Genomic DNA, 22,882 nt, shown 5'->3' with positions numbered 1-22,882 from the left:
AATAAAATGATGAACAACTTACAGGAATTTAATTTTAAAGGAAACAATGTACGAACAGTGCAAATTGACAGCAAACCTTATTTTGTGGGTAAAGACGTGGCTGACATTCTTGGCTATAAAAATGGAAGCCGAGATATAAATAAACATGTAGATGATGACGATAAGCTGAAGTACCAAATCAGTACCGCAGGTCAATTACGTGAACAAACAATTATTAATGAATCAGGACTTTACAGTTTAATTCTTTCTAGTAAATTACCAGCCGCAAAAGAATTCAAACGTTGGGTTACATCAGAAGTTTTACCCACTATTAGAAAACATGGTGCTTACTTAACTGATTCAGCGATTGAGCAAACGTTAACTGATCCAGATTACCTAATTAAATTAGCCACACAGCTTAAGACGGAACGTGAGGGTAGGTTGATTGCTGAACAACAAGTGGCAGAGGACAGACCAAAAGTTACTTATTATGACAAAGTTCTTGCTAATCCATCATTAGTAACCATCACAATTATCGCTAAGGATTATGGGATGAGTGGTAGAGAAATGAACGCTAAACTTCATGAACTTGGAATTCAATATAAACAAGGTAAAACGTGGTTGCTTTATTCTAAATATCAACATAATGGTTGGACTCATTCAGATACAACGATGGTTAAACGAAAAGATGGAACTGAAAAGGCTGTTTTAAACACTAAGTGGACTCAAAAAGGACGTTTAGGACTATATGAAGTTCTTAAACAGCACAATATTTATCCTATGATTGAACAACTTATGGAGGTATAACCATGAAAACACGACCAATTGAAATTTTACTAAGTCCACAGCAATTAGCAGATGTGGAATTACAGGTTTATCAAACAGTAATTTCAGGAATCAGCAAAGCTAATGAAGCTAAAGTCCAAAAAACTTGGATGAAGACTTCTGAACTAGTCGATTATTTACCAATTTCTGATAGCACTATTAGAGAACACTTATCAGATTTACCGTTTCACATCATTGGTGGAACAAAGTTTTATAACAAAAAAGAAGTAGACGATTATCTACTAAATAAATAAAAACAAAGCGTGGGAGCAAAATTTTATGAGAAGCATATCAATACCAGCAATCGTGTGGGTGCCAGTAGCAATAATTGCGATTGTCAGTTTAACCATATACATGATGATTGGCGATAATTTCAGTAAGTTTTTACATAAATATACAGACTTTTATATGTAAGGAGGGATGTTATGAGTGCATTAAAAAAAGTCATCTCATGTGGTGATGAGATAACTTTATTGAATTGTGGAAGATACCAGTCCTATGAACTGGTTAGTAAGTATGGAACTAAGCTAGATTTACCAGATAGCTATACGGTTATTGTTCTGAAGAATAATCAGGTGGCAAATGACTTGCTTCGGCGGTTTCAATAGCTGTGAAGAAAAATTATATCAGAGGAGGTAACCATATGAAAAATAAATTAAGCAAAGTGTTACCAAGCATAATATCGGGAATAATATGGTTGATTTTGGGGTATGTACTAGCCAAATTTACCAAGTAGGTAACCAATAACTCCAGTCACCGTTCCAGTTATTATTGGATAAAGAATTTTATCTTTCCAATTGCTGTTCTTTTTTTCCAGAGATTTAGAAAGTTCGTTTTGACCCGCTACAGTCAATTTATAAGCATCTGGTACAAGACAATCGTATTTTTTACTCCAAATTAAATGAGGATCAATTAATTTATCTTTATACATCAAGTCTTGAAGTATTTGATTGTCGAAATAGTAATCAGTATCAGTGCTGATTGTTCCATTCTTGACTTGTTTGAGTAATTCAATCTGTTCTTTAGAAAGCTCCATTATTATCACTTCCTTTCTCAAGGAAGATTATATCAAAGAAGGAGAAATTTAAATGAACAACTTAGAAATTAAAATTGATGCCGATTATGATCCAAACGGTGATTGTGAGCCTTATGACGTAATGATTGACGATAAATTAACGGAGGAAGACAAATGACTAAAGATGAATTCATACAGCTACTAGATACTTATAAATTGAGCTGTGACGTTGTTGGTTACGATAGTGGTCAAGTAGACAGTTTAAAGGATAAAGCTTATCACACAAGCAATCCTGACGATAAGCAAGCTTATGAAAGTGCTATTGAGCGTATGAATACAACCATTGAATATAATCGTGAAGTTAGAGATGAAATTAGAACTAAACTGATTGATTCATTTAAAGGAGGCGAAATAGGTGACAGCAAATAAGGATATTTTAGCAATCGATAAAGCGGTTGACCAGCTCGCAAAAGTTAGCGAAGAAATTGGTCAAAGAACTGAACAGATCGAAAAAGTTAAAGGAGAGAAATACCTAGCCATTTTACAAGGGATAGATGATCCAACATATCAATATCAAATTGATGATTTGGAGTGTCATCGTGATGAGCTATACAACAATCAATCAAGAGCTAGAGCTGATGTATATGAAAAGTTTGAGCACTACTACTCATAGAAGGGAAGTGAGAGCATGGTAACAATCAGTGAACACGTCAACAGGGTGATTATGGCTTCAATCCACTATCGAAATAGACAACTACTGTTTCATTGGATTATGTCTGATTGCAATCGTGAGAAATACCATGAGGCTGCTAGAAAATTAGAGCAACAAAAAAACGCCCTGCTGAGCGCAATCAGCAAAGGCGCATATATTAACTAACATTAGTTAAATTATACCACAGAAGGAGTACGAAGCAGAATGGCAACATTATACGAATTAACAGGAAAATACCACCAATTGTTAGATCTCGCAGAAGACACAGACCCAACTTTGTTCAGTGACACTATGGACTCTATCACGGACGCTATCGAGGATAAAGCGATTGGTTATGCGAAAGTAGATAAAGAGTTGGCCAAGGATGAAAAAGCTCTCAAAGATGAGGCGCAGCGCTTGCGTGAAAGAGCTACATCTATTGGTAACAACCGTAGATATCTAAAGCAGAATTTACAAGAAGCCATGGAAGAAACGGATAAAAAGAAAATTAAAACTCCTGAATTTACTATCTATATCCAGAACAATCCAGAATCAGTGAGACTAATTGACGAAAGTAAGATTCCAGCATATTTAACTAAGACCGATATTGTTCCCGACAAAACTCGAATCAAACAAATGCTAAAGGAAGGAAAAGATGTACCTGGTGCAGAGCTAAGTACCAGTTCATCTCTACGGATTAGATAAATGGAAATAGTAAAAGCAGCAGACATCAGCAAAGGAAAAGATTTTTCAGCCTTAATTTATGCTCAACCAGGAACTGGAAAAACTACCACAGCTAAATATTTACCAGGTAAAACACTTGTAATCGATGTAGATAGAACAACGAATGTTCTAGCTGGATTAGATAATATCGATATCGTTTACCTTAATACCATTCACCCAGCCCTCAAGACTAAAGAGTTGCTGAAAGATATTCATGACAATTACTTAGATAAGTACGACAATGTTTTCTTTGATAATTTATCAGAGTTTGAACAGTCATGGTTCGGTGAGAAAGCAAACGAAAGTAAAACCAAAACTGGTAAGGATATGGGAACACCACAACAAGGTGACTATAACCAATACACGTATTACCTCCACGATATGATCCAATATATTAACAGTTGGAAGAATATTAATAAAATTTATACAGCTTGGGAAGGGGATAGAGAAATCATTTCTCCCGAAGGCCAATCATTCACTCAGCTTATTCCCGACATTAGAGAGAAGTCAGTTAATAAAATCATGGGACTTATGAACGTTGTTGCAAGACTAGTAATTAATGGTGAGACAAAGAAACGTGGTTACTTGCTATCACCGACACCAGCTTATTATGTAAAAAATCAAATTGATAATCGTTCATTTGCATTACAAGGTGATCTATTTAAGTGGGGTGATTCAGATGTACAAACTCCACCAGTACCAAACGAAACTGGTCAACCAGGCGAGACAAAAGCTAAGTAGTGGTAAGAAGTCGGTATTGATAGTTTCACCTGCTGGCTCTGGTAAATCAGTTGTAATTGCTGAAATAGCGCGTCTAGCGCTTCTTAAACCCAAAGGGCAAGTGATGTTCACAGTTCATCGTAAAGAGCTTGTAGAACAGATAACACAGTCATTTAAAGCTAATGAAGTTGACCTATCACGTTGCACAATTATGACTGTTGGTAAGATCGCTCACAGACTGGATAAGCTGCCAAAACCAACATTAATTATCACGGATGAAACACATCACTCACTTGCTAAAACGTACAAGAAGATTTATGAATATTACGAAAATGTTCCAAGATTAGGCTTTACAGCTAGCCCATGGCGATTATCTGGTAAAGGTTTAGGCGATGTATACGAGTCAATGGTAGAAGGCCCAGATGTTAAGTGGTTAATTGATAATCACTATTTAGCACCATATGATTACTATTCTGTGAAATTGATTGATGATACAGCACTGAAACGTTCATCAACTGGTGACTATACGAACAAGTCAATTGATGACGCCGTGGGTAAAGTTATTTATGGGGATGTTATTAAAACCTATAAAGAGAAAGTCAATGGTCAGAAAGCCATTGTATATGCTCACAGTATCGAATTCAGTAAGAAAGTAGCTCAAGAATTCAATGAAGCTGGAATATCAGCTGAACATGCTGACAGTAAGACACCTGCTAAAGAGCGTGAAAAGATCATGTCGGACTTCAAGACTGGCAAGATCAAAGTTCTATGCAATGTGGACCTAATAAGTGAAGGCTTTGATGTTCCAGATTGCACAGTAGTAATAATGCTACGTCCTACTGAAAGTTTAGTGCTAGACATTCAGCAATCAATGCGTTGCATGAGATACAAGCCAAATAAGAAAGCAACAATTATTGATCACGTTGCTAATTACACGAGATTTGGATTGCCCGACACTCCCAGAACTTGGAGTTTAGAGGGTAGGGACAAAAAGAAAAAAGCAAGCGGTAGTGACGTACCGATTAGAACATGTCCACACTGCTTTGCCGTAATATCAGCAGCTTATAGCACTTGTCCCATATGTGGCTATGAAATTGGAGTAGAGAACAAAGAATTAAAAGTAGACAAGTCAGTGAAAGTTGAAAAAATTGGTAAAGATTTTCACTTTAAAACTGATTATGAAAAGGTCCGATACAGCAAGATGGACCCGAAAGATGCAACAAGTTTTAGAGATTTACAAAAGATTGGCAAAGCTCGTGGATATAAACCGGGCTGGTCATTCTTTCAAGCAAAAGTACGTGGATTCGTACATTAAAATTAAAGGAGACAAATTAAATGTCATTTATTAAAACAGATTACTCAAAGAACGAAGAAAGCAATTTCGAACCACTTCCAAGCGATAACTACGAAATGATTATTCAATCAGCTCAAGAACGTGCAACTAAAAATGGTGCTGAATCACTTCAATTAAAACTGGTCGTTAGAAATGATTTGGATGGTGTTAGTGATAATCAAAAGAAGTATCACAATCGAATTGTATTCATGGATAACTGGAAGCGAAAAGCCACCAATCAATATGATATGCAAGGATTTCAATATATTTTAGACGCTTGTAAGATTCCAGAAGGTACAGACATTCCAACTATTCAAGCATTTATGGACATGATTTCAGGCAAACCAGTCAATGTATATGTGAAAAAAGAAGAAAACGAATATGATGGCAAAACAACCGAAGTCAATAGAGTAGCACCTTGGAACGTTCAAGAAACTAAATATCCTGATGTACAACATAAATTTAAAGACCCTAATCAAACTAATACGAAAGCACCGGAAATCGATGATGATTCACTTCCATTCTAGGAATAGAAAGCAGGTCAGAATATGACAGAAAAATTAGTCACAACTTATGATCAGATTCCGCAAGAATTGCGTGACTTGAAACAATGGGGCCTGTTCAAATTGAAATGGGTACCCGAACGAAAGAGGAATACTAAAATTCCATTTAGTGCTATCGATGGTAACAATGCTAAAAGTAATGATCCTAACACATGGACGACGTTTGACCATGCAATTGAGGAATTGAAACTCAATAGTAAAGATTTTGATGGATTATCATTCTTCTTTGCTAATGGTTATGCGGGTATCGATGTGGATCATGTCGAAAGTGACATCATGAGATACCGACAAGGCGATTACGAAGATAATATCGTTTCGGAATTTATGAATGCTACTCGTTCATACACAGAAGTCAGTCAGTCTGGTACAGGAATTCATATCATATTCAAAGGTGAAATACCTGGATCACGTAGGCGTAAAAACAATATTGAAATGTACGATGAAGGTCGTTTCTTTGCCCTTACAGGAAAGAGTTTAGGAAGTAATAAAGTTATAAGCAACGCTGATATAAACGTCTTATATGACAAGTATTTAGCAGACAAGAAGGTTGTGCCATTAAGAACATCCACAGAGATGGAGCCAAATAATTTATCAGAATTTGAAATTATCAAGCAAGCTATAAATAGTAAGAGTGGAGACAGTTTCAAAGCTCTTATGTATGGTGGTTGGGAAAAACTTTATGGATCACAGTCGGAAGCTGACTTAGCATTAGCTAACTATTTAGCATTCTGGACGGGTAGAGACTTTGGAAAGATGGACGCTATTTTCAGGCAATCTGTTTTGTATCGTGACAAGTGGGACGAGAAACACGGTAAAACAACATATGGCGTGGCAACTCTGAACAAGGCTATCAATGATACAAACAATGTTTTTACCAACCCAGAACATAGAACGGTTAAGCACTACAACCTTGAATTTATGAAACAAAGTGAGACTGATAAGCAACTTCCAAGAAGAAGCTGGGATGATACCGGTGAAACTGATAGAGTTATTGACCAGTTTGGTGATGTAATTAAATACTCTTATATCAACAAGTGTTGGTATATTTTCAATGGAAGCTACTGGGAAGTTGACCAATCGGGCAAAATACATCAATTAATTGATGCTATGACGGAAAGCATTGGAAAAGAAAAAGTTGAAATCCCAGCTGATGCAGATGAAAAAGAAGAAGCTGCTATCAAAAAAGCATTTGATAAGTTTGTAAAACATTCACGTAGTAATTCGGCTAAAAAAGCTGTTATGGATGAATTAAAGCATAGAGTATCGGTAGCACCGAATGAGTTTGATATTGATAAAACACTATTAAACGCAAGTAACGGTTATATCGATTTAGCAAGTGGAGAGCTACATGATCATGATATAAATAAATTGTTTAGCAAAGAAGCAAATGTAGAGTATTCCGATAAAGCAAGCTGTGATGAATGGATTAAATTCTTAGATCAAATATTTAATCATGATCAAGAGTTGATTGACTATGTTCAAACGGCTGTCGGATATTCAATGACTGGTTCAATCAAAGAACAAATTATGTTCATCCTTTACGGGAATGGTCGAAACGGTAAGTCAGTATTTCTAGAAACGATCAGCAATATTTTAGGAACATATGCAAAAACTATTCAAGCGAGTTCAATTATGGTTAAGCAAAACTCTGGTGGTCCGAATTCGGACATCGCCAGACTGGCGGGAGCTAGACTGGTAACCAGTTCTGAACCAAATGAAGGTTTAAGAATGGATGAAGGATTAGTAAAGCAATTGACTGGTGGAGATAAAGTTGTAGCACGTCAATTGTACGGTAAGGAATTTGAGTTCGAACCCGAGTTTAAGCTCTGGCTAGCAACTAACCACAAACCTATTATCCGTGGTACTGATGATGGTATTTGGAGACGTATCAGATTGATTCCATTCACAGTACAGATTCCTGATGATCAAGTTGATAAAGACTTGAAGTATAAACTTGCTCGTGAATCAATTGGAATTCTTAATTGGGCTGTTGATGGTGCGTTAGAGTGGCAACAACACGGCCTCCACACTCCACGAGTGATAGAGAGTGCAAGTGAAGGATATCGTGAAGAAATGGATGTATTAAGTCAATTTGTTTCAGAAACCTGTGATACAGGTACCGAATACACGATAAATGCTAGTCAGTTATACAAACTTTATAAATCATGGGCAGAAGACAACGTTCAATATCAAATGAGTAATACGAAGTTTGGCAGAGAAATGACTAATCGATTTAAGAAAGTTCATACCCGTGCAGGAGCAATCTATAAAGGATTAAAAGTTAAAAGTGACACCAGATTGAACTGGATGGATCAAAAATAAATATGTGACGGGATTGTGATGTGTATGTTTCACAAGCTATTGCTTGGTAATGTAAGTGTTTCACAGCTATATATATACTGTGACGGGTTACTTATTTTAAAGTAATAAAGAAAATAATATATATATATATATAAGTAATACGTATATATAAGCATAGAATAAAAAGTTTTGAAGTTACCCGTCACATATAAAAAAATATGGGCTGAACCATTACAGCCGTAGGGCTCGTGGACATTTAATTACCCATCACAAAACACGTCACATTTGAGGTGATTTTATAGATAAAACAGAAGAACACAAAATTCAATCACAAATTATGATCGATGTAAGTAAACATCACTGTCATATTTTTAGAACTAATACAGGCACCGTTGAAATGAAACGAGGAGGATATTTCAGAGCTGGACCACCGTCTGGCTTTCCTGATCTCACCGGCTTCAAAGATAACAACGGAAAAATATTTTTCATTGAAGTTAAAAAACGAACTGGACGTGCGCGTGATGATCAGAAACAGTTTCATTACATGTTAACCAATCACAATATCATTCACGGAATAGCACGTTCACCAGAGGATGCTTTAAAAATTATTGATGAGGAGTTGGTCGGGTATGGGTTCAAATAAATATGAATTAGATGTAGCAAAAATAAATAAAGTTGTCGAAATTATGCAAGGTGAATTCGAAAGAGATTCAGATCAGTTAGTTATGCCAGTTTTATATCTAATGGCAACTATCTTAGTGGCAAGCGAAACCAATAAATAATCAAATAGTGCCAAAATTAACCGCAACATCACAAATATACACCATGACATATAGAGGAGAAATAATATGAGTAAAAGACAATTAGGAAGCAGATATAAAGACTTAGTAGATTACATTGAAAATGAAGATGAAAGTTTAACTGACTTTTTAACTGAGGCGATTGAGGAAGGCTATGCATTCCATAATAGAAACAATAAGCTATGGAGAATTCTTGAAGATCTTTATACGACTCCTTTAGTAGATTTTGAATTTGGTGATCTTACTAAAACAATCGTAGATATTTTTGAAGATAATTATGAGTTAGAAGAACCTGAATGCTATTGGGTTTTTAAAGAATTAAAAGAATTTGGTAGACACAATTTATATTTTGGAATTACATTTGACGATGAACCGTTGCTTGTTGATATTAGCGATGGTGGTACTGCCGAAAGATGTACTAAATCAGAATTAAACAATTATTTACGTGATACAGAATTAACAGCAGACAATTTCACACCCGTGGAGGAAATAGACAATGACTAATGCAGTAATTAAAATTGTTCAAGCGATTGAAGCCGATTACGGAACAGTTAACTGCAAAGAGGCTTCTAATGATCCTCGTTTGAAAGCATTACAAAGACATTTCTCTGATCCAATTGAGCATTCCAAGAAGGTGTATAAAAGCGACCGACTACGTAAGGCACAACGACTACTTGATTCTACCAACCTACCTAAATACAAAATTGCCGAACAAGCTGGTTATAACAAAGATTACTTTGGAGCATTATGTGTAGATGGCTTTCTAGATGATAGCAAGTGGTATATCAATCGAAAACATCTTCATAATTATAAATATTTTTGTGATGATAAACTAATTGCCGAAGGCACAATCAATCAAATAGCTATGAAACTAGGCAAAAGTCCTTCAACTATTCGTGGATGCACATTAAGCAGCTATAAGAAATACAAGCATGAACATGTTTACAAATTAGTAAAAGTTAGGTGAGGCTGAGATGACAAGCAAAGAGATTTATAAAAAAATGTTAATCAAAATATATGAAGACCAGCATCAATCGATGGAGAGCACAATCAATTACGTATTTACACATCACAACAAGCTGCCTATGACGTTTATTAACGCAAGAAGAGAGCTAACCGATTCTGATAAAAATGATGTGATAAGAGACATCTGTTATCCATTTTAAGGAGGTATGACATGATTCAAAATATTAACTTACAAGTTTATGAAATGCGTAAAAAATTCTACACATTCGCTGAAATAGCTGATGCATTAGGCTATAGCGATGAGGATATTAGAAACATTGATGATGTTAATCAAGCTAATTTGGACACTCTTTCAGGCTTATATGATGGAACTCTGACGTTTAGCGATATTAACTAGGAGGATAAACTTTTCCCTGAATTAAACAATTTAATTGAAAAGAATCGAGGACTATTTAATTATGACTGGTGATATGAGAATTTTAGAAGGTTGAACTGACGAAGAGCGTAAGGAACTGGAGAGAGCTAGTAATGGTGGGTATAAAGATGCTTTTAGTCTAATTCGTGGAATTCTTAGTGAAGATAGTGAGCTATTTTATATTGGCTTAGAGTATGATGACGAAACCCATTTAGATAATAACCAACTAGTAAAAGATATTGCAGATTACTATGCAGGTGTGGCTAAGTTTGCAGAGCCAAAAAAATATTATGTGCATTTGATTAAAAGTGATGAATATTCTTATCTAAATATCACTTCGGATGGGGGAGCAGAATTAGATAACAAATTTGAATTCGGTGGTTGGCAAACTAAGTTCACACGTGATGAAGTTATTGCTATTGATCCAAGACTTGTACCATTTATGGAAGAGGTAGAAGATTATGAACAAAACAAAAATAATAGGTCTTTCCGATTAGATTAAATGAAACTCAAACGTTGTTAAATAGGAAAGGGTGAGCACTATTAGATCAGATATAAAGATTAGGACTGATATTCGTGTTAGAGTAGAGGCAGTCTTAAGAGATTATCCAGACTTAGAAACTTACATTAAGAACCGCAAACAGGAGTTAATGATTCCACATCGTGAGATTGATGAAAATGTAGGTGGTGGTAAGTCATCTAAGATTTCTAAACCACAAGAACAAATGATGATTACGATTGACGCTGATCGTCGTCTCAAAAGTCTTGAACGTGAAAAATCAGCAATTGAAAAATGCTTTTTTGAGTCAGATACTGATACACAAATAATTATTAAAGAGCTATATTTCAAGAAATATCGTGAGTATACAGTTGAAGGATTGGCACTCAATCATATTGTTAATTGCTCAGTTAGAACCGTTAAACGTTTAAAGAGTGATTTTCTATTGAAGCTTGCTCATGAACTAGATATTTATGAACCTTAGAAATTTGGCACGATGTTGGCACTTTTTAGGGTTTTAAAAGTAGTAAATTAGTAGCATAGATGATTGGGAATAATACTAGTCATCTAAATAAAACAAAAATTATATCCCTCAAACTATATTTTTAAATAGCGTTGTGGCGCTGTTTAATCGACATTGCAAGGCGTGTGGAAAGCGCCTTGCTTCTGTGAGAACGCATGGGCGGATCAGTAGAGATCAAATAATACATAGCGATACTAATCAATATATCGTTGCTCTGACTGATGTTAGGTTCGATACCTATTTCTTGCATTGTGGAAGACGGTTACTTTCACATAGAACATTGGTGTTATAAACTCCTTCAAGAATTTATTAGGCTGGTTAATTCCAGCCAACATTGTGTAGTAGCCAAGTGGTAAGGCAACAGACTTTGACTCTGTGAGCATAGGTTCAACTCCTATCTGCACAATTGATTGTCGGAAAGCAATCATAAAATTTAAAAGAAAGAGCTTTTAGTTCTTTTTGATTTGTAAATACAACAACGGTAGTCAGTGGTGCAAAGGGTAACACTAAAATTCGATGATGGTGCATGGTTCGATTCCATGCCTGGCTATAGATACATGTGGTTATTCCTCCACTTTAATAAAAGGAAAAAATATAGGAAGGACCACCTATTAAAACCAAGGTCCACACATTTAGTTTAACCCTCAATGATCAGTGATGATAAAGCTGGTCATGCTATGTGGATGTATGGATACTGCTAAGCAAAAGTTCCTCCCTTGAATCTTGGCTTATTACACCAAATTGTAGACATTCCTTTTAATTTATTTCGAATACTAAATTGTTTCTAAGACTTAGTAATCTGGTTCGATTCCAGATATCCACTTAGAGGAACGATATAGGTTTAAACTATTAATTAGAGATCATATCAAACGATGTGGTCTCTTTTATTCTGGAGGAAAGCTATTATGTTCGTTAGACGTTGTAAGCATAGTGGCTGTCATAACTTAGTGAGTGGTAACAGTCCATTCTGTAATGAACACATGGCAGACCTATCAGCATATGAAGAGCGCATAGCAAAGCAACGCTCACACATTAAGAGACATCAGCAAGAGTACAATGCTACTGCTCGTGCTGCTAATGGTGAACGCAAGCAACGTGACAGCTTCTATCATTCAAGAGAATGGAAACACATTCGGTTGTCTGTACTTGAGCGTGACAACTATATTTGTCAATACTGTTATCGCTTTGGTATTGTTCGACCAGCTAATACAGTTGATCACATTGTACCTGGTCAAGTAGCTCCGAAACTTATTCGCGACACTTCAAACCTAGCCACAATTTGCCGTAGATGTCACAGTCGCAAGACGGATTGGGAACATAAGTTCTACCACACAGGATACAAAAATAATAATCAAAAATTGCAAAAAGATATTTTGTTAAAAGATATTTCGGAATTGCCGAATTTTTCAAAATAGACCCCCGCCTACTGTCTCTAGGGAGACAGCTCGCATAGTGGGCATGAGCTTTAAAAAAAGTCCGAAAATTAAACTTTTAACGTAGGAGGTGAGAGTATGAACCCAAGAAACGCAGGTAGAAAGCCTAATTTAGCTGTTGTAGACCCACGACATCCAGAACAAAAGGCTAGGCAAACAGCTGTTAAACAAGCTAGAAAAGGGCTTAAGAAGCTTCCTAAAAGAGCGCCAGGCTACTTAATGCCAGAAGCTAAGAAATTGTGGAAGACATTAGTTCCAAAACTAGAATCAGTCGGATTGGTTAGTGTTCTAGATCAAACTAATCTCGAATTATTCTGCACACAGTATGCTATGTACTTAGACGCAGTCAATAGTATTTCAGAACATGGTCAAGTTTACACGGATGAGAATGGAAATCTCAAAAAGAACCCAGCCGTTGGTATCGTTGACAATTGTTCAAAGGCTTTAAGAAGTTTAGGTATGACTTTGGGAATTGATTTTAACTCTTACTCTCAACGTATAGGAGTTAACGGAAATGATTCTGGCAATATTGACATTCAAAAAGAATTAAAGAAGTTTGGAGGTTAGTTGATGGATTTATCTAAAATAAAACGTAGTCAACGGCCACTTGAACTTTTGAAAGAATACCGATCAAGAGACTTCAGTGATATTAAAGAAAAGTATAAAGATGAAGGTACAAAATATGCTTTTAAAGTCCTAGATTTGGAAGTTATCTCTGGCTACAATATGAAACTTGCAGCATATAGACAATTGCGAGACCTTCAATGTGTTGAAGATTCAACTTATAACTATCCTTATTATTATGACGTTGAAAAATGCCAGCAGGTTTTAAACTTTGCAGATATTTGTCCAAACGTTGACACAGGGGAACCAGTTCCTTTAATGGATTGGCAAAATTTTATACTTTGCTTGATGTTCGGTTGGCGAGAAATAAAAACAGGAAATAAACGTTACGGTTCAGTTATTATTTCTGTCGCTCGTGGACAAGGGAAAACTTATTTAATGTCTATCATTGCTTGCTATTCATATTTAATTGAAACTATGGGACTGGATAATCAAGATCTCATGGTTACTTCAAACATTACTGATCAGGCAAGAAAGATTTATGGTTATATTTCAACGATGATGAATAAAATCATTGATAAGAATGCTGTATTTAATGAATTAAAAAAACAAACTGATTTAGATGTTCAATATAACAAAGTGATCCAGCGCAAAACTAACAATAGGTTATTACAGCTATCAGCAGAGAGTGGTAAGTTTGATTCTTACCACTTTTTGTTTGCCGTCTATGACGAAGCTGGAGAAACTAATCACTCTGTTGTTACTAGTAAAATTACATCCGGCCAAGTTAAAGTCCCTAATTCACAGTTCACTCAAATTTCTACTGCCTATCCTGATTCTACAGTTCCTTTTAAGCAGGAAGAAGATTCCATCATTAAAATTATGGAATGTGACGAACATGAAGAGGGCGACCGTAAATTAGTTTTAATTTGGGCGCAAGATAGTGAAGATGAAATGAATGACCCTGAAACTTGGGCTAAAAGTAATCCTTTACTATTACTGCCAAGCGAACATGATAATTTGATGTCAGGCTTGAAACAGGAGCTTGATGATAAGCGCTTGTCGGGTGAAGAGTTTAGATTTGCTAATAAGAACTTAAATCTGTGGTTAGATTACAAAACCAATTCCTATATTGATTTAGACGACTGGGAAGCTACTACTTCTACTACTGATTTTGATATTAAGGGTAGAGACGTATATATCGGCTTTGATGCCAGTCTTACATCTGATAACACTTCACTAACGTTTATCTTTCCTTATAAAGAGAACGGCATGGAACGATACCATATCATGCAGCATTCATTCATTCCGTGGAAGTTAATGGGTTCTATTTCGGCAAAGGAAAAGTCAGACGGTATTGAATATCGTAAGTTTGCTGAATTAGGCTATTGTACGATTACAAACAACGAGCGTGGATTGATTAATTTAGATCAAGTCTATACATGGCTTATGACTTTTGTAGAAGAAAACAACCTGAACGTTTTATTCTTTGGTTATGACGCTCTACGTACTAATAACTTCACTCAAGCACTTAACGATAAGACTGATTGGAACATCATGCCTATTAAGCAAACATCTTACGTTTTGACTGAATCAATTAAATATATCCAGGATAGTTTCTTCCACAGAAATATTTCTCATGAAGACGATGAAATTATGAAGAAAGCATTAATGAATGCTGAAGTTGGTGAGAACAGAGCTGGTATGGAGATTGGAAAGTCCAAGCAGTCATTAAAGATCGATGTGGTTGATGCTTTAATTGATGCGATGTATCAAGCAATGTATTACTTCAATGATATGCGAGACCGTGACGATCCACTCTCTCGATATTCTGATGATGATATTAAAAAATATTTGAATTCAGGTAAATTTAGTTTTTAAGGAAGGAGACCAATGGTTAAAAATCTAATAGCAAGATTTAATATTTTTAAGCGCTGGCTTCTAATTAATTTAGACACAGTGCTTTTTTTATTGGCAATTTTAATTGTTGATATAAATACATACCACTTTGGAACGATGATTGGTAATTATGTTTTGGGTGCCACTTTAATAATTGTTTCATTGATTTTGAATAAGCCTACTAAGTAACCGCCTACTATAGAAAGGAGGTGAATAAATGATATTTAGATCATTAAGACCGTCTAAGGAACCTTATACAGCATTGGGCAGTGGATATACAGGATTAGGTTATTCAATTAAAGATAACAAAATTGTTTTTAATTCTGATTTTGTATCTGCTAGGGATGCTTTAAAAAATTCCGATGTATTCGCAGTTGTAAATAAATTGGCAGAAGACATGGCTAGTGTACATTTTAAAACTAATAATCAATACACAAACAAGATTTTAACTAACCCCAGTCAATTAACTAATAGTTTTTCTTTTTGGCGATCAATGTACGCTCAAATGTTGCTATCTGGTAACGCCTATGCGTTAATCTGGGGCGATAAATCAGGTAGAAGTGATCACTTAGAATATTTGAGACCGTCTCAAGTAGATATTTATAAGTCGGCAGACGGAACTCAATTAACCTATGATATTAATTTTCCTGATACAGAAGAACCAGATATGAAGTCAGTTCCCGCTAGTCAAATTATTCATTTAAAAGGCGTTTCATTAGACGGTGGTTTGATTGGTATTTCGCCATTACGTGCTCTATCTAAAGAAATGCAGCTTCAAGATGCTAATAAGGGCTTGGCGTTAGGAGCGATGAAGAATGGGCTAAATATTACTGGTCTTTTGAAGATCAATAAAGGCGGATTGCTTGAAGGCGAAACAAAAGATAGCGTTCGTAGAGCATTTGAACAACAGGCCGAGAATGGTCATATCGTTGTTTTAGATGACTTGGAGGATTATCAATCCTTAGAGATTAATAAAGATATTTCTAAATTACTCTCTTCCACAGATTGGACCAGTGAACAGATAGCTAAGGTTTATGGAGTTCCACAGGATTATTTAGGCAGTGAATCAGAACATTCAAATATTGAAATGGTAGCCATCCAATATGCTCAAACAATTGGGCGTTATATTCGTGGAGTTGTTTCAGAATTTAAACAGAAATTAAATGGTGAGATTGACTATGATGTTAATGCCATTTCTGATATTGACGGGCAACAAGTTGAAAAACGTGTTAGAGGACTTGTTACCGATAGAGTTATTGGTTATAAGACCGCTCAAAAGATTTTAATTCGTAGTAACTCTGATTTGTTGACTAAAGAGGACATCGTTTCTGGTGATGTTCCGTTTCAAGGCAGCACTATTAAACCGAAAGGAGGTGATAATACAGATGACGAAGAAAACAGTGGAACAACGAGCGATCAATAACAGTAATTTTAAGATTGAAAAACGCTCAGAAGATGATAATTTTAATACGTTGTCAGGATATGCAATTGTTTTTGACCAACCAAGTGAAAACTTAGGCGGATTCATTGAGTACGTTGATCGTTCAGCATTAGACGATGTGGATATGAGCAACGTACAACTGCTTTATAACCATAATATGGACAATATTTTAGCACGTGCGGATAGCAGCACTTTGTCACTTTCAGTAGATGACAGAGGGCTGTTTTTTAATGCTCAAATTCCTAACACAACGCTTGGCAATGATGTTGCTGAAAATGTTAGAAATGGCAATTTAAAAGGCTGTAGCTTTGGTTTCACTATTGATGATGATGATTGGTCTGACTTAGATGAAGACACCGCTACACGTCATATTACGCAGATTGGTGACTTATTTGAGCTATCAATTACACCAATGCCAGCTTATAGAGAAACATCAGTTTCAAACCGCTCTCTTTCAGAATTTGAGAGCAAAAAAAATAAGAAAGAAGATTCCAATCTAAATAATGAATTGGAACTTTTAAGAATGGAGACAGAATTATATGACAAAAGAAGAACTTCAAAAACAAATTAAAGAAGCCCAAGAATTTATTCGCTCTAAGGATAATTCACAAGAAGACAAGGACAAAAAGGTTAACGAAATTAAGGAACTTACTAGAAGTTTCAAACAAGATCAAAGTCTTAATGATTTATCCGATGAATTGGGTGAATTAAAGGATGACGTTAAAGAAGATCGTTCAAAGAAATTCCCAGAACAAGGAAAAGGTAAAAAGATTAGCCGTAATGAAGATCCGTTAAAGGAAATGCGTTCAGCTATTAATGATTATCTACATTCTGGTGGTACAGTTCGTTCAGACAAGCTTCGATTTACAGAAGGTAAGGACAAAGATTTAATTATTCCAACAGAATTAACACGTGATGCACTAGATGGTATTAAATCCGCTGATGTTAATCCAACAATTCCTACATCAATTTCTTACATTCCACAAGATGAAGTAAAAACTGTTGTGGATTTAGGTAGCTTTGTAAATCATAAGTCTGTCAATACTGCTACTGGTTCATATCCAATCCGTAAGAAGGCTACTGCTAAATTGAATACAGTTGCTGAATTAGAAAAGAACCCTGAACTAGCCAAACCAAATTTCACAGAAATTAGTTACAAAGTTCAAACCAGACGTGGTGCCGAACCAGTTTCACAAGAAAGCATCGATGATTCAGCTGTTGATTTGATTCCATTCCTAGTAAATGACGCTAATGAACAAAAGATTAATACAACTAATGCTGATATTGCAGCAATCTTTGAATCATTTAAACCACTAACTGTTAAGACACTTGATGATATTAAACATATTAACAACGTTGACTTGGATCAAGCATATAACCGCTCAATCGTTGCAACAGGTTCATTCTATCAATGGCTAGACACTTTAAAAGACGGAAACGGTCGTTACCTATTACAAACTGATGTTAAGTCCGCTTCTGGTACATCTATTTTTGGTATTCCAGTATTTAAAATTGATGATGATCTATTTGGTGCTAAGGGCGATGCTCATGCATTTATTGGCGATTTGAGTCGTGCCGTTTTCTATGCCGATCGTGCACAAATTACTGCTAGATGGGTTGATGATACTGTCTACGGTCAATACCTTCAAGTTGGTACTCGTTATGACATCGTTAAGGCTGATGAAAACGCCGGTTATTTCTTAACAGTTGATAATAAAACCGCTGCTGCTGCTGATGCTTCTAATGTTGGTACTCAGACTGCAGCTGGTAAGTAATCATGGATGATTCACTATTAAGCGACTTGAAATTAAGTTTAAGACTTGATCCTGACGAAGAAGACGATACGATTTTGAATCGTAATTTAACTGCTGCCGAAAGTTATATTAAAGGAGCAATTGGTAGTGATGACGGGCTTATGAAAGGATTTTATGAGCTTGATTCTGTTAAACAGTCTTATGAGATTGCTGTAATCGCTTTGGCAAGCTCATATTATACTTTTAGATCATCTGGTATGACCGGACGTGTCAATACAGTTGATATGACTGGTAATTCAATTATTGCTCAATTACGAGGTAAGTATTTAAAAGAAAAAGAAAGACGTGAGGCCGATGGTTCAGAACATCAATCCTAGTAGATTGAAGTATCGAGTTAGTTTAGGCAAAGCAGGATTCGTAGAAACACCACAAGGAACTAATAGACCAGATTTTAAAGAAATTAAAAATCTTTGGTGTGGAATATATACAATGTCGATGACACAACAGATTACTCTTTTAGGTTCGCCGAATACTTTTGACTTAGTGTTAATCATTAGACATCAGTCAGATGGTTTAAAAGGTGTTAAATACGCACGTTTTAAGGACCAGTTGTATCAATTAGTTGGTAGTTCCCCTGACTTTGACGATTCACCACGTTCTTTTGATTTAATAACTCTAAAGAAAATAGATAAAATTGGAATTTCTTGAGGGTCTTGAAAAGTTAGAAAGGGAACTATCTAATTTATCTTTAACTCCTAGTCAAAAGAAAGCTATGACTAAAGCGGGAGCGGAAGTTTATAAAGAGAGTCTTGAAAATAATTTGAACAGTAGTTTACATAAGGGTCCACACACACGTAGATCAAATATCAAATTAGCAGATGACATCAGTCTTAAATATAAGGGCGCTGATGGTGCTACTTATGTAGGCTTCAAGAACACTCCTGGTCATTCTGGCTATGTAGCTAGAATCCTTAATGACGGCTATATGGCTCATGGTGGTAAAGGTGCCAGTGAACACACCACTAAATATGTTCCAGGACTACATTTTCAAGAACGAACTATAAATGAAACAAAAGCCCTAGTCTTAGCAGCAGAAGTTAAAAAATACAAAGAAATGTTAGGAGACTAGCATGATTACCAAAAAAGTTAAGGATATTTTGCTTAAACGAGCGGATGAGTTGAAAATTAACCCGTCCTATTTTTTTACCCAAAATATTCCCCAAGATTACACAGAAGTTGACGAAACAACGATTCTTATATCTGAGATTAACAGCATCTACTCAGGTCGAGCTAGTGATGTTTCTACCACTAAAGAAAGCAGGATAGAAATACAGATTTTCTATCGTGGAGATACTATTCCAGATATTACAGAATCAATCATTAATCAAGAATTAGAAAAAAATTGGTTCTATCAATACGACTCATATCCGGACGTTGATCCAGATACGGGCTTTTTGACTAGAACAATGAAATACGAAAAAACGGAGGTCATTTAAATGGCATTATCAGGTTTTGAATCAGCACGTATCGGTATCTATACCGATAACACCGAAACAATCGACAAGGAAAATATTTTTACAATTGAACCTAAAACAAAGGGTTCAGTAGTTAGTGCAACAATTTCAAATTTATCACCAACTATCACACCTATTTATGGGTCTGATCAAGAATGGAAAGCAGGTTCTAAGGGACATGGTGCTATTTCAGTAGCATTTATTGCTAACGCAATTCCACAAGAGATCAGACAAAAGATTTTAGGAATGACAACTTTTGACGGTGGTATTTCTGGTATTGGTAAGAAAACAGAATCACCATATTGTGTGTTTGAAATGATTTCACATGACGCAACAGATGAAAGCATTGGTGCTCATTTAGCTTTAGTTAAAGGAAGATTTCATCTTACTACCGTTGCTCCAAAGACGAACACAAATACAACTGTTTATGATCAAGAACAACTTACATTTAGTGCTACTGATCGTGATTCTGATGGATTTGCATACTTTGAAGCCTTAGAGGATGGGAAAAATTACGATGCAGGCAAGTGGGAAACAAAAATCTTTGGTATGCCACTAACAACAGATGGTGCCACTCCTGCTTCAAATGTTTCAGGTACACCAACTGCTTAAATAGGAAAATAGAAGGGAAAGATTAATCAATGTCTAAAGAATTCGTATACATCAATGCGTTCGGCCGCCGCTTTACGGTCAAGAAAAGTAACAAAAATTTGAGACTTTCTTACGCATATTACACAAATTTAAGTAATAAGAACAAAAATATGATGGCTGTAGCTGATGAAACAGACAACATTGAAACTAAAGATTTGGGGGAACGTGAAGTTGCTGAGCAAATTATGAACAGCTTCGATACAGCTTCTAAGGCTGCATTAGATTTACAAAATGTTCCCGTTAATTTTATTAAGGAAATTTTGAAACTAAATCCTAAGCAAGTATCAATGCTTGACGACATGACTACATCAGAAACGGGTGCTTTGGCAGGTCGAATCGCTCACGGTGTTACTTCGGATGATGAGGATATTGACCCAAAAAAGCCACACAAGAGGAGCAAGTAGATCCTTTTACCGTCTATCAAGATTTCTTAAATTACGAAAAACAAATTATGCAAGAAACAGGTTGGGACCTAGAAACAGTTGAATCCCAGCCATTTTTTGTACTTGCAGAAATTTTAGACGATAAACGTGAATCTAATAACCCTAATAATTCTGTTGGCCCAATGAGTTTGACTGACTTTATAAAAACGGGTGGTGTTTCCTCAATTTTAGAGAAAGGAGGATAAATATAAATGGCAAAAGATATGGAACTGAATACAGGTATCCATATTGATTCAATTCAAGCTGAAGGCTCCCTCCAGTCTCTAAGAAATCAAGTTAAGGCGTTAACGTCTGAGTGGAAGATTAATGAGCAAGTTCAACGTGCTAACGGTGATTATCAATCAGCGTATCAAGCAAAGGCCGAAGGATTAGGGCGAGCTATTGAAGGACAGACTAATTATCTTAATCGATTAAAGTCTGAAATGAGTAATCTCGATAGAACTACTACAGAAGGTAGTCAAAAATTTAGTCAATATACTAATCAGGTCAATACAGCTACACGTCAATTAAATAACATGGTTATGCAACAAGAACGTGCCAAATCTACCTTGGACTTGTATACGACTGGTATTAAAGACCAAAAGCAAGCAATGGAAAATGCTAAGAACATTTCTCAATCACTTGTTGAGCGTTACAAAGCTGAAGGCAAAGAAATTAAGGCATCAGCGACCGAAAGAACGGCACTGAAGACACGTATTCAAGAACTCAACTCTTTGTATTCAAAGGAATCAAGTGAGCTAGAACGTGTTAAAAATGAGTCTGGTGCAACCTCTAAGGAATATGCTACACAGGCTAAACGTGTTAATGAACTTGGTACTGAAATTGCTAAAAGTCGTACTCGCTATCGTGAGTTAGGTTCTGAACTTGGTGGAATGGGTACACATTTCACTGGAATCAGACAAGCAGCCGCTACTTCTAAAACCGCTATTGGCAATATGAATAGCAGTATAAAGAATAGCATTAGTCATATGAAGAATATGGCTATGACGGCAGGTATAGCGGGTGCAGCAGTTACTGCTATGTTCGTTAGTGGTGCTAAAAAATCTGTTGAACTTGAAAATAGCTACAAACAGATTACTAACCTGGCTGAAACTGGTGGCGAAAAGGTAGTGGAAGCTACTAAGAACGTATCTAGAATGCAAGAAGACGGTCAAAAGTATGCTTTAAAGTATGGTAAGTCACAACAAGAGATTGCAGATGGATACGAAGACTTAATCAAGCGTGGATATGACACTAACCAAGCATTGGGTGCTATGAAGTCTGAATTACAGGCTTCTGTAGCTTCTGGTGATGATTTTAAAGATGTTGTTAAAGTTTCATCCCAAACACTTGAAGCATTCGGTATGCGTACTAATTCCACAGCAGGAATGATCAAGAATACTAAGATTGCTGTTAATGATTTAGCATATGCAGCCGATATGACAGCCACAGGATTTAGTGACTTGGGTGTTGGTATGTCGTATGTTGGCTCAACTGCTCATCAAGCTGGATTTAGTTTAAGTGAAACTTCTAGTGCGATGGGTATCTTAAGTAATAATGGGCTTTGGAAACTGGCCGCTTAAGTAGAAATACTTTTGAAAAAGAATTCCGTTAATTCGGGGAAGACTACGTGATTAATGTTAGAAAAGTAGTAAATGAATTCTTAGATAATCATATGTTGATCCCGAACCAAGCCGAATAGGAAACTTTCGGAAGGCGTAACGACTAGATAAAGTAACCTAAACAAAGAGCACTTAATTGGTGCTCTTTTTGTATGGAGAAATATCCACGAAGGCGGGAGATCTCAGCAAGTAAAGTTGGAGACCGAGATATAGTCTGAACTTATGCGAA

General features: G+C 36.0%; 34 protein-coding genes and 1 tRNA gene. 34 read left to right on the top strand and 1 reads right to left on the bottom strand.

Annotation, left to right across the window (positions count from 1 at the left end; all coding sequences use genetic code 11):
• Positions 1-9 precede the first annotated feature (9 nt).
• From FC97_RS12885 to FC97_RS12875, 4 genes are read left to right on the top strand one after another with little or no spacing between them, the layout of a single operon-like run.
• Entirely contained in the window at positions 10-786 is a 777-nt protein-coding gene (locus tag FC97_RS12885; RefSeq protein ID WP_054642113.1) for a phage antirepressor, read from the top strand.
• Positions 787-788: 2 nt separating this feature from the next.
• Positions 789-1,058 (top strand): helix-turn-helix domain-containing protein, encoded by a 270-nt coding sequence (locus FC97_RS12880; protein WP_054642069.1) that lies wholly within the window; start codon positions 789-791, stop codon positions 1,056-1,058.
• 25 nt (positions 1,059-1,083) lie between these two features.
• Positions 1,084-1,218, top strand: coding sequence for a hypothetical protein (locus FC97_RS13805; protein WP_256970480.1), 135 nt, complete (start codon positions 1,084-1,086; stop codon positions 1,216-1,218).
• 11 nt (positions 1,219-1,229) lie between these two features.
• Positions 1,230-1,412 (top strand): hypothetical protein, encoded by a 183-nt coding sequence (locus FC97_RS12875; protein WP_054642068.1) that lies wholly within the window; start codon positions 1,230-1,232, stop codon positions 1,410-1,412.
• 107 nt (positions 1,413-1,519) lie between these two features.
• Here FC97_RS12875 and FC97_RS12870 read toward each other — a convergent pair whose 3' ends face one another.
• Entirely contained in the window at positions 1,520-1,840 is a 321-nt protein-coding gene (locus FC97_RS12870) for a hypothetical protein (protein WP_054642067.1), read from the bottom strand.
• 153 nt (positions 1,841-1,993) lie between these two features.
• Here FC97_RS12870 and FC97_RS12865 point away from each other — a divergent pair, with 153 nt between their 5' ends.
• The 30 genes from FC97_RS12865 to FC97_RS12720 all read left to right on the top strand — a co-directional run bounded on the left by FC97_RS12865 (position 1,994) and on the right by FC97_RS12720 (position 22,614).
• A complete protein-coding gene (locus FC97_RS12865) occupies positions 1,994-2,248 on the top strand; it encodes a hypothetical protein (protein ID WP_054642066.1) in 255 nt (84 codons plus the stop codon).
• Positions 2,235-2,492, top strand: coding sequence for a hypothetical protein (locus FC97_RS12860; protein ID WP_054642065.1), 258 nt, complete (start codon positions 2,235-2,237; stop codon positions 2,490-2,492). Before FC97_RS12865 ends, FC97_RS12860 begins: the two co-directional genes overlap by 14 nt.
• Before the next feature lie 15 nt (positions 2,493-2,507).
• Entirely contained in the window at positions 2,508-2,696 is a 189-nt protein-coding gene (locus tag FC97_RS12855; protein ID WP_054642064.1) for a hypothetical protein, read from the top strand.
• A 39-nt stretch (positions 2,697-2,735) separates the two neighbouring features.
• Entirely contained in the window at positions 2,736-3,215 is a 480-nt protein-coding gene (locus FC97_RS12850; RefSeq protein ID WP_054642063.1) for a siphovirus Gp157 family protein, read from the top strand.
• Positions 3,216-3,974, top strand: coding sequence for an AAA family ATPase (locus tag FC97_RS12845; RefSeq protein WP_054642062.1), 759 nt, complete (start codon positions 3,216-3,218; stop codon positions 3,972-3,974).
• Positions 3,913-5,268 carry a DEAD/DEAH box helicase gene (locus tag FC97_RS12840; protein WP_054642061.1) on the top strand — a complete coding sequence of 452 codons (1,356 nt, stop codon included), beginning with the start codon at positions 3,913-3,915 and terminating at the stop codon, positions 5,266-5,268. Before FC97_RS12845 ends, FC97_RS12840 begins: the two co-directional genes overlap by 62 nt.
• A gap of 20 nt (positions 5,269-5,288) precedes the next feature.
• On the top strand, positions 5,289-5,813 hold the full coding sequence (locus tag FC97_RS12835) for a DUF669 domain-containing protein (RefSeq protein WP_054642060.1): 525 nt from the start codon (positions 5,289-5,291) through the stop codon (positions 5,811-5,813).
• 21 nt (positions 5,814-5,834) lie between these two features.
• Positions 5,835-8,171, top strand: a complete 2,337-nt coding sequence (locus FC97_RS12830) for a phage/plasmid primase, P4 family (RefSeq protein ID WP_054642059.1) — start codon at positions 5,835-5,837, stop codon at positions 8,169-8,171.
• Between the two features lie 316 nt (positions 8,172-8,487).
• Positions 8,488-8,793 carry a VRR-NUC domain-containing protein gene (locus FC97_RS12825; protein ID WP_054642058.1) on the top strand — a complete coding sequence of 102 codons (306 nt, stop codon included), beginning with the start codon at positions 8,488-8,490 and terminating at the stop codon, positions 8,791-8,793.
• Entirely contained in the window at positions 8,780-8,932 is a 153-nt protein-coding gene (locus FC97_RS13460; protein WP_156314051.1) for a hypothetical protein, read from the top strand. The genes FC97_RS12825 and FC97_RS13460 overlap by 14 nt, the downstream gene beginning before the upstream one ends.
• 66 nt (positions 8,933-8,998) lie before the next feature.
• Positions 8,999-9,454 carry a hypothetical protein gene (locus tag FC97_RS12820; RefSeq protein ID WP_054642057.1) on the top strand — a complete coding sequence of 152 codons (456 nt, stop codon included), beginning with the start codon at positions 8,999-9,001 and terminating at the stop codon, positions 9,452-9,454.
• Positions 9,447-9,917 (top strand): hypothetical protein, encoded by a 471-nt coding sequence (locus FC97_RS12815; RefSeq protein WP_054642056.1) that lies wholly within the window; start codon positions 9,447-9,449, stop codon positions 9,915-9,917. Before FC97_RS12820 ends, FC97_RS12815 begins: the two co-directional genes overlap by 8 nt.
• Before the next feature lie 210 nt (positions 9,918-10,127).
• On the top strand, positions 10,128-10,313 hold the full coding sequence (locus FC97_RS12805; protein ID WP_054642054.1) for a hypothetical protein: 186 nt from the start codon (positions 10,128-10,130) through the stop codon (positions 10,311-10,313).
• A gap of 277 nt (positions 10,314-10,590) precedes the next feature.
• Positions 10,591-10,833, top strand: a complete 243-nt coding sequence (locus FC97_RS12800) for a hypothetical protein (RefSeq protein ID WP_054642053.1) — start codon at positions 10,591-10,593, stop codon at positions 10,831-10,833.
• A gap of 31 nt (positions 10,834-10,864) precedes the next feature.
• Positions 10,865-11,314 carry a hypothetical protein gene (locus FC97_RS12795; protein WP_082397461.1) on the top strand — a complete coding sequence of 150 codons (450 nt, stop codon included), beginning with the start codon at positions 10,865-10,867 and terminating at the stop codon, positions 11,312-11,314.
• 374 nt (positions 11,315-11,688) lie between these two features.
• A tRNA-Gln gene (locus FC97_RS12790) sits at positions 11,689-11,759 on the top strand.
• A gap of 541 nt (positions 11,760-12,300) precedes the next feature.
• Positions 12,301-12,768, top strand: coding sequence for an HNH endonuclease (locus FC97_RS12785; protein ID WP_162200754.1), 468 nt, complete (start codon positions 12,301-12,303; stop codon positions 12,766-12,768).
• Positions 12,769-12,864: 96 nt separating this feature from the next.
• Positions 12,865-13,353 (top strand): phage terminase small subunit P27 family, encoded by a 489-nt coding sequence (locus FC97_RS12780; RefSeq protein WP_054642050.1) that lies wholly within the window; start codon positions 12,865-12,867, stop codon positions 13,351-13,353.
• 3 nt (positions 13,354-13,356) lie between these two features.
• The gene (locus FC97_RS12775; protein WP_054642049.1) at positions 13,357-15,231 is read left to right on the top strand and encodes a terminase large subunit; all 1,875 of its coding nucleotides are present in this window, start codon (positions 13,357-13,359) and stop codon (positions 15,229-15,231) included.
• 235 nt (positions 15,232-15,466) lie between these two features.
• The gene (locus FC97_RS12765) at positions 15,467-16,672 is read left to right on the top strand and encodes a phage portal protein (RefSeq protein ID WP_054642047.1); all 1,206 of its coding nucleotides are present in this window, start codon (positions 15,467-15,469) and stop codon (positions 16,670-16,672) included.
• Complete coding sequence (locus FC97_RS12760; RefSeq protein WP_054642046.1) at positions 16,635-17,261, top strand: HK97 family phage prohead protease; 627 nt, start codon at positions 16,635-16,637, stop codon at positions 17,259-17,261. The genes FC97_RS12765 and FC97_RS12760 overlap by 38 nt, the downstream gene beginning before the upstream one ends.
• Positions 17,230-18,465 carry a phage major capsid protein gene (locus FC97_RS12755; protein ID WP_054642045.1) on the top strand — a complete coding sequence of 412 codons (1,236 nt, stop codon included), beginning with the start codon at positions 17,230-17,232 and terminating at the stop codon, positions 18,463-18,465. Before FC97_RS12760 ends, FC97_RS12755 begins: the two co-directional genes overlap by 32 nt.
• Positions 18,466-18,467: 2 nt before the next feature.
• Positions 18,468-18,821, top strand: coding sequence for a head-tail connector protein (locus FC97_RS12750; RefSeq protein WP_054642044.1), 354 nt, complete (start codon positions 18,468-18,470; stop codon positions 18,819-18,821).
• Positions 18,799-19,152, top strand: coding sequence for a phage head completion protein (locus FC97_RS12745; RefSeq protein ID WP_054642043.1), 354 nt, complete (start codon positions 18,799-18,801; stop codon positions 19,150-19,152). The genes FC97_RS12750 and FC97_RS12745 overlap by 23 nt, the downstream gene beginning before the upstream one ends.
• On the top strand, positions 19,139-19,573 hold the full coding sequence (locus FC97_RS12740; protein ID WP_056968340.1) for an HK97 gp10 family phage protein: 435 nt from the start codon (positions 19,139-19,141) through the stop codon (positions 19,571-19,573). The genes FC97_RS12745 and FC97_RS12740 overlap by 14 nt, the downstream gene beginning before the upstream one ends.
• A gap of 1 nt (position 19,574) precedes the next feature.
• Positions 19,575-19,940, top strand: a complete 366-nt coding sequence (locus FC97_RS12735) for a DUF806 family protein (RefSeq protein ID WP_054642041.1) — start codon at positions 19,575-19,577, stop codon at positions 19,938-19,940.
• Positions 19,941-20,570: a major tail protein gene (locus FC97_RS12730; RefSeq protein WP_054642040.1), complete on the top strand. Its 630-nt coding sequence runs from the start codon at positions 19,941-19,943 to the stop codon at positions 20,568-20,570.
• 29 nt (positions 20,571-20,599) lie between these two features.
• Positions 20,600-21,013, top strand: coding sequence for a phage tail tube assembly chaperone (locus FC97_RS12725; protein WP_054642039.1), 414 nt, complete (start codon positions 20,600-20,602; stop codon positions 21,011-21,013).
• 47 nt (positions 21,014-21,060) lie between these two features.
• Positions 21,061-21,237 (top strand): hypothetical protein, encoded by a 177-nt coding sequence (locus tag FC97_RS13455; protein ID WP_156314048.1) that lies wholly within the window; start codon positions 21,061-21,063, stop codon positions 21,235-21,237.
• A gap of 6 nt (positions 21,238-21,243) precedes the next feature.
• On the top strand, positions 21,244-22,614 hold the full coding sequence (locus FC97_RS12720; RefSeq protein ID WP_054642038.1) for a phage tail tape measure protein: 1,371 nt from the start codon (positions 21,244-21,246) through the stop codon (positions 22,612-22,614).
• Positions 22,615-22,882 lie beyond the last annotated feature (268 nt).

The organism is Companilactobacillus kimchii DSM 13961 = JCM 10707 (assembly GCF_001435445.1).
Taxonomy (GTDB): Bacteria; Bacillota; Bacilli; order Lactobacillales; family Lactobacillaceae; genus Companilactobacillus; species Companilactobacillus kimchii.
This window is presented reverse-complemented; position numbering and strand designations above follow the sequence as displayed.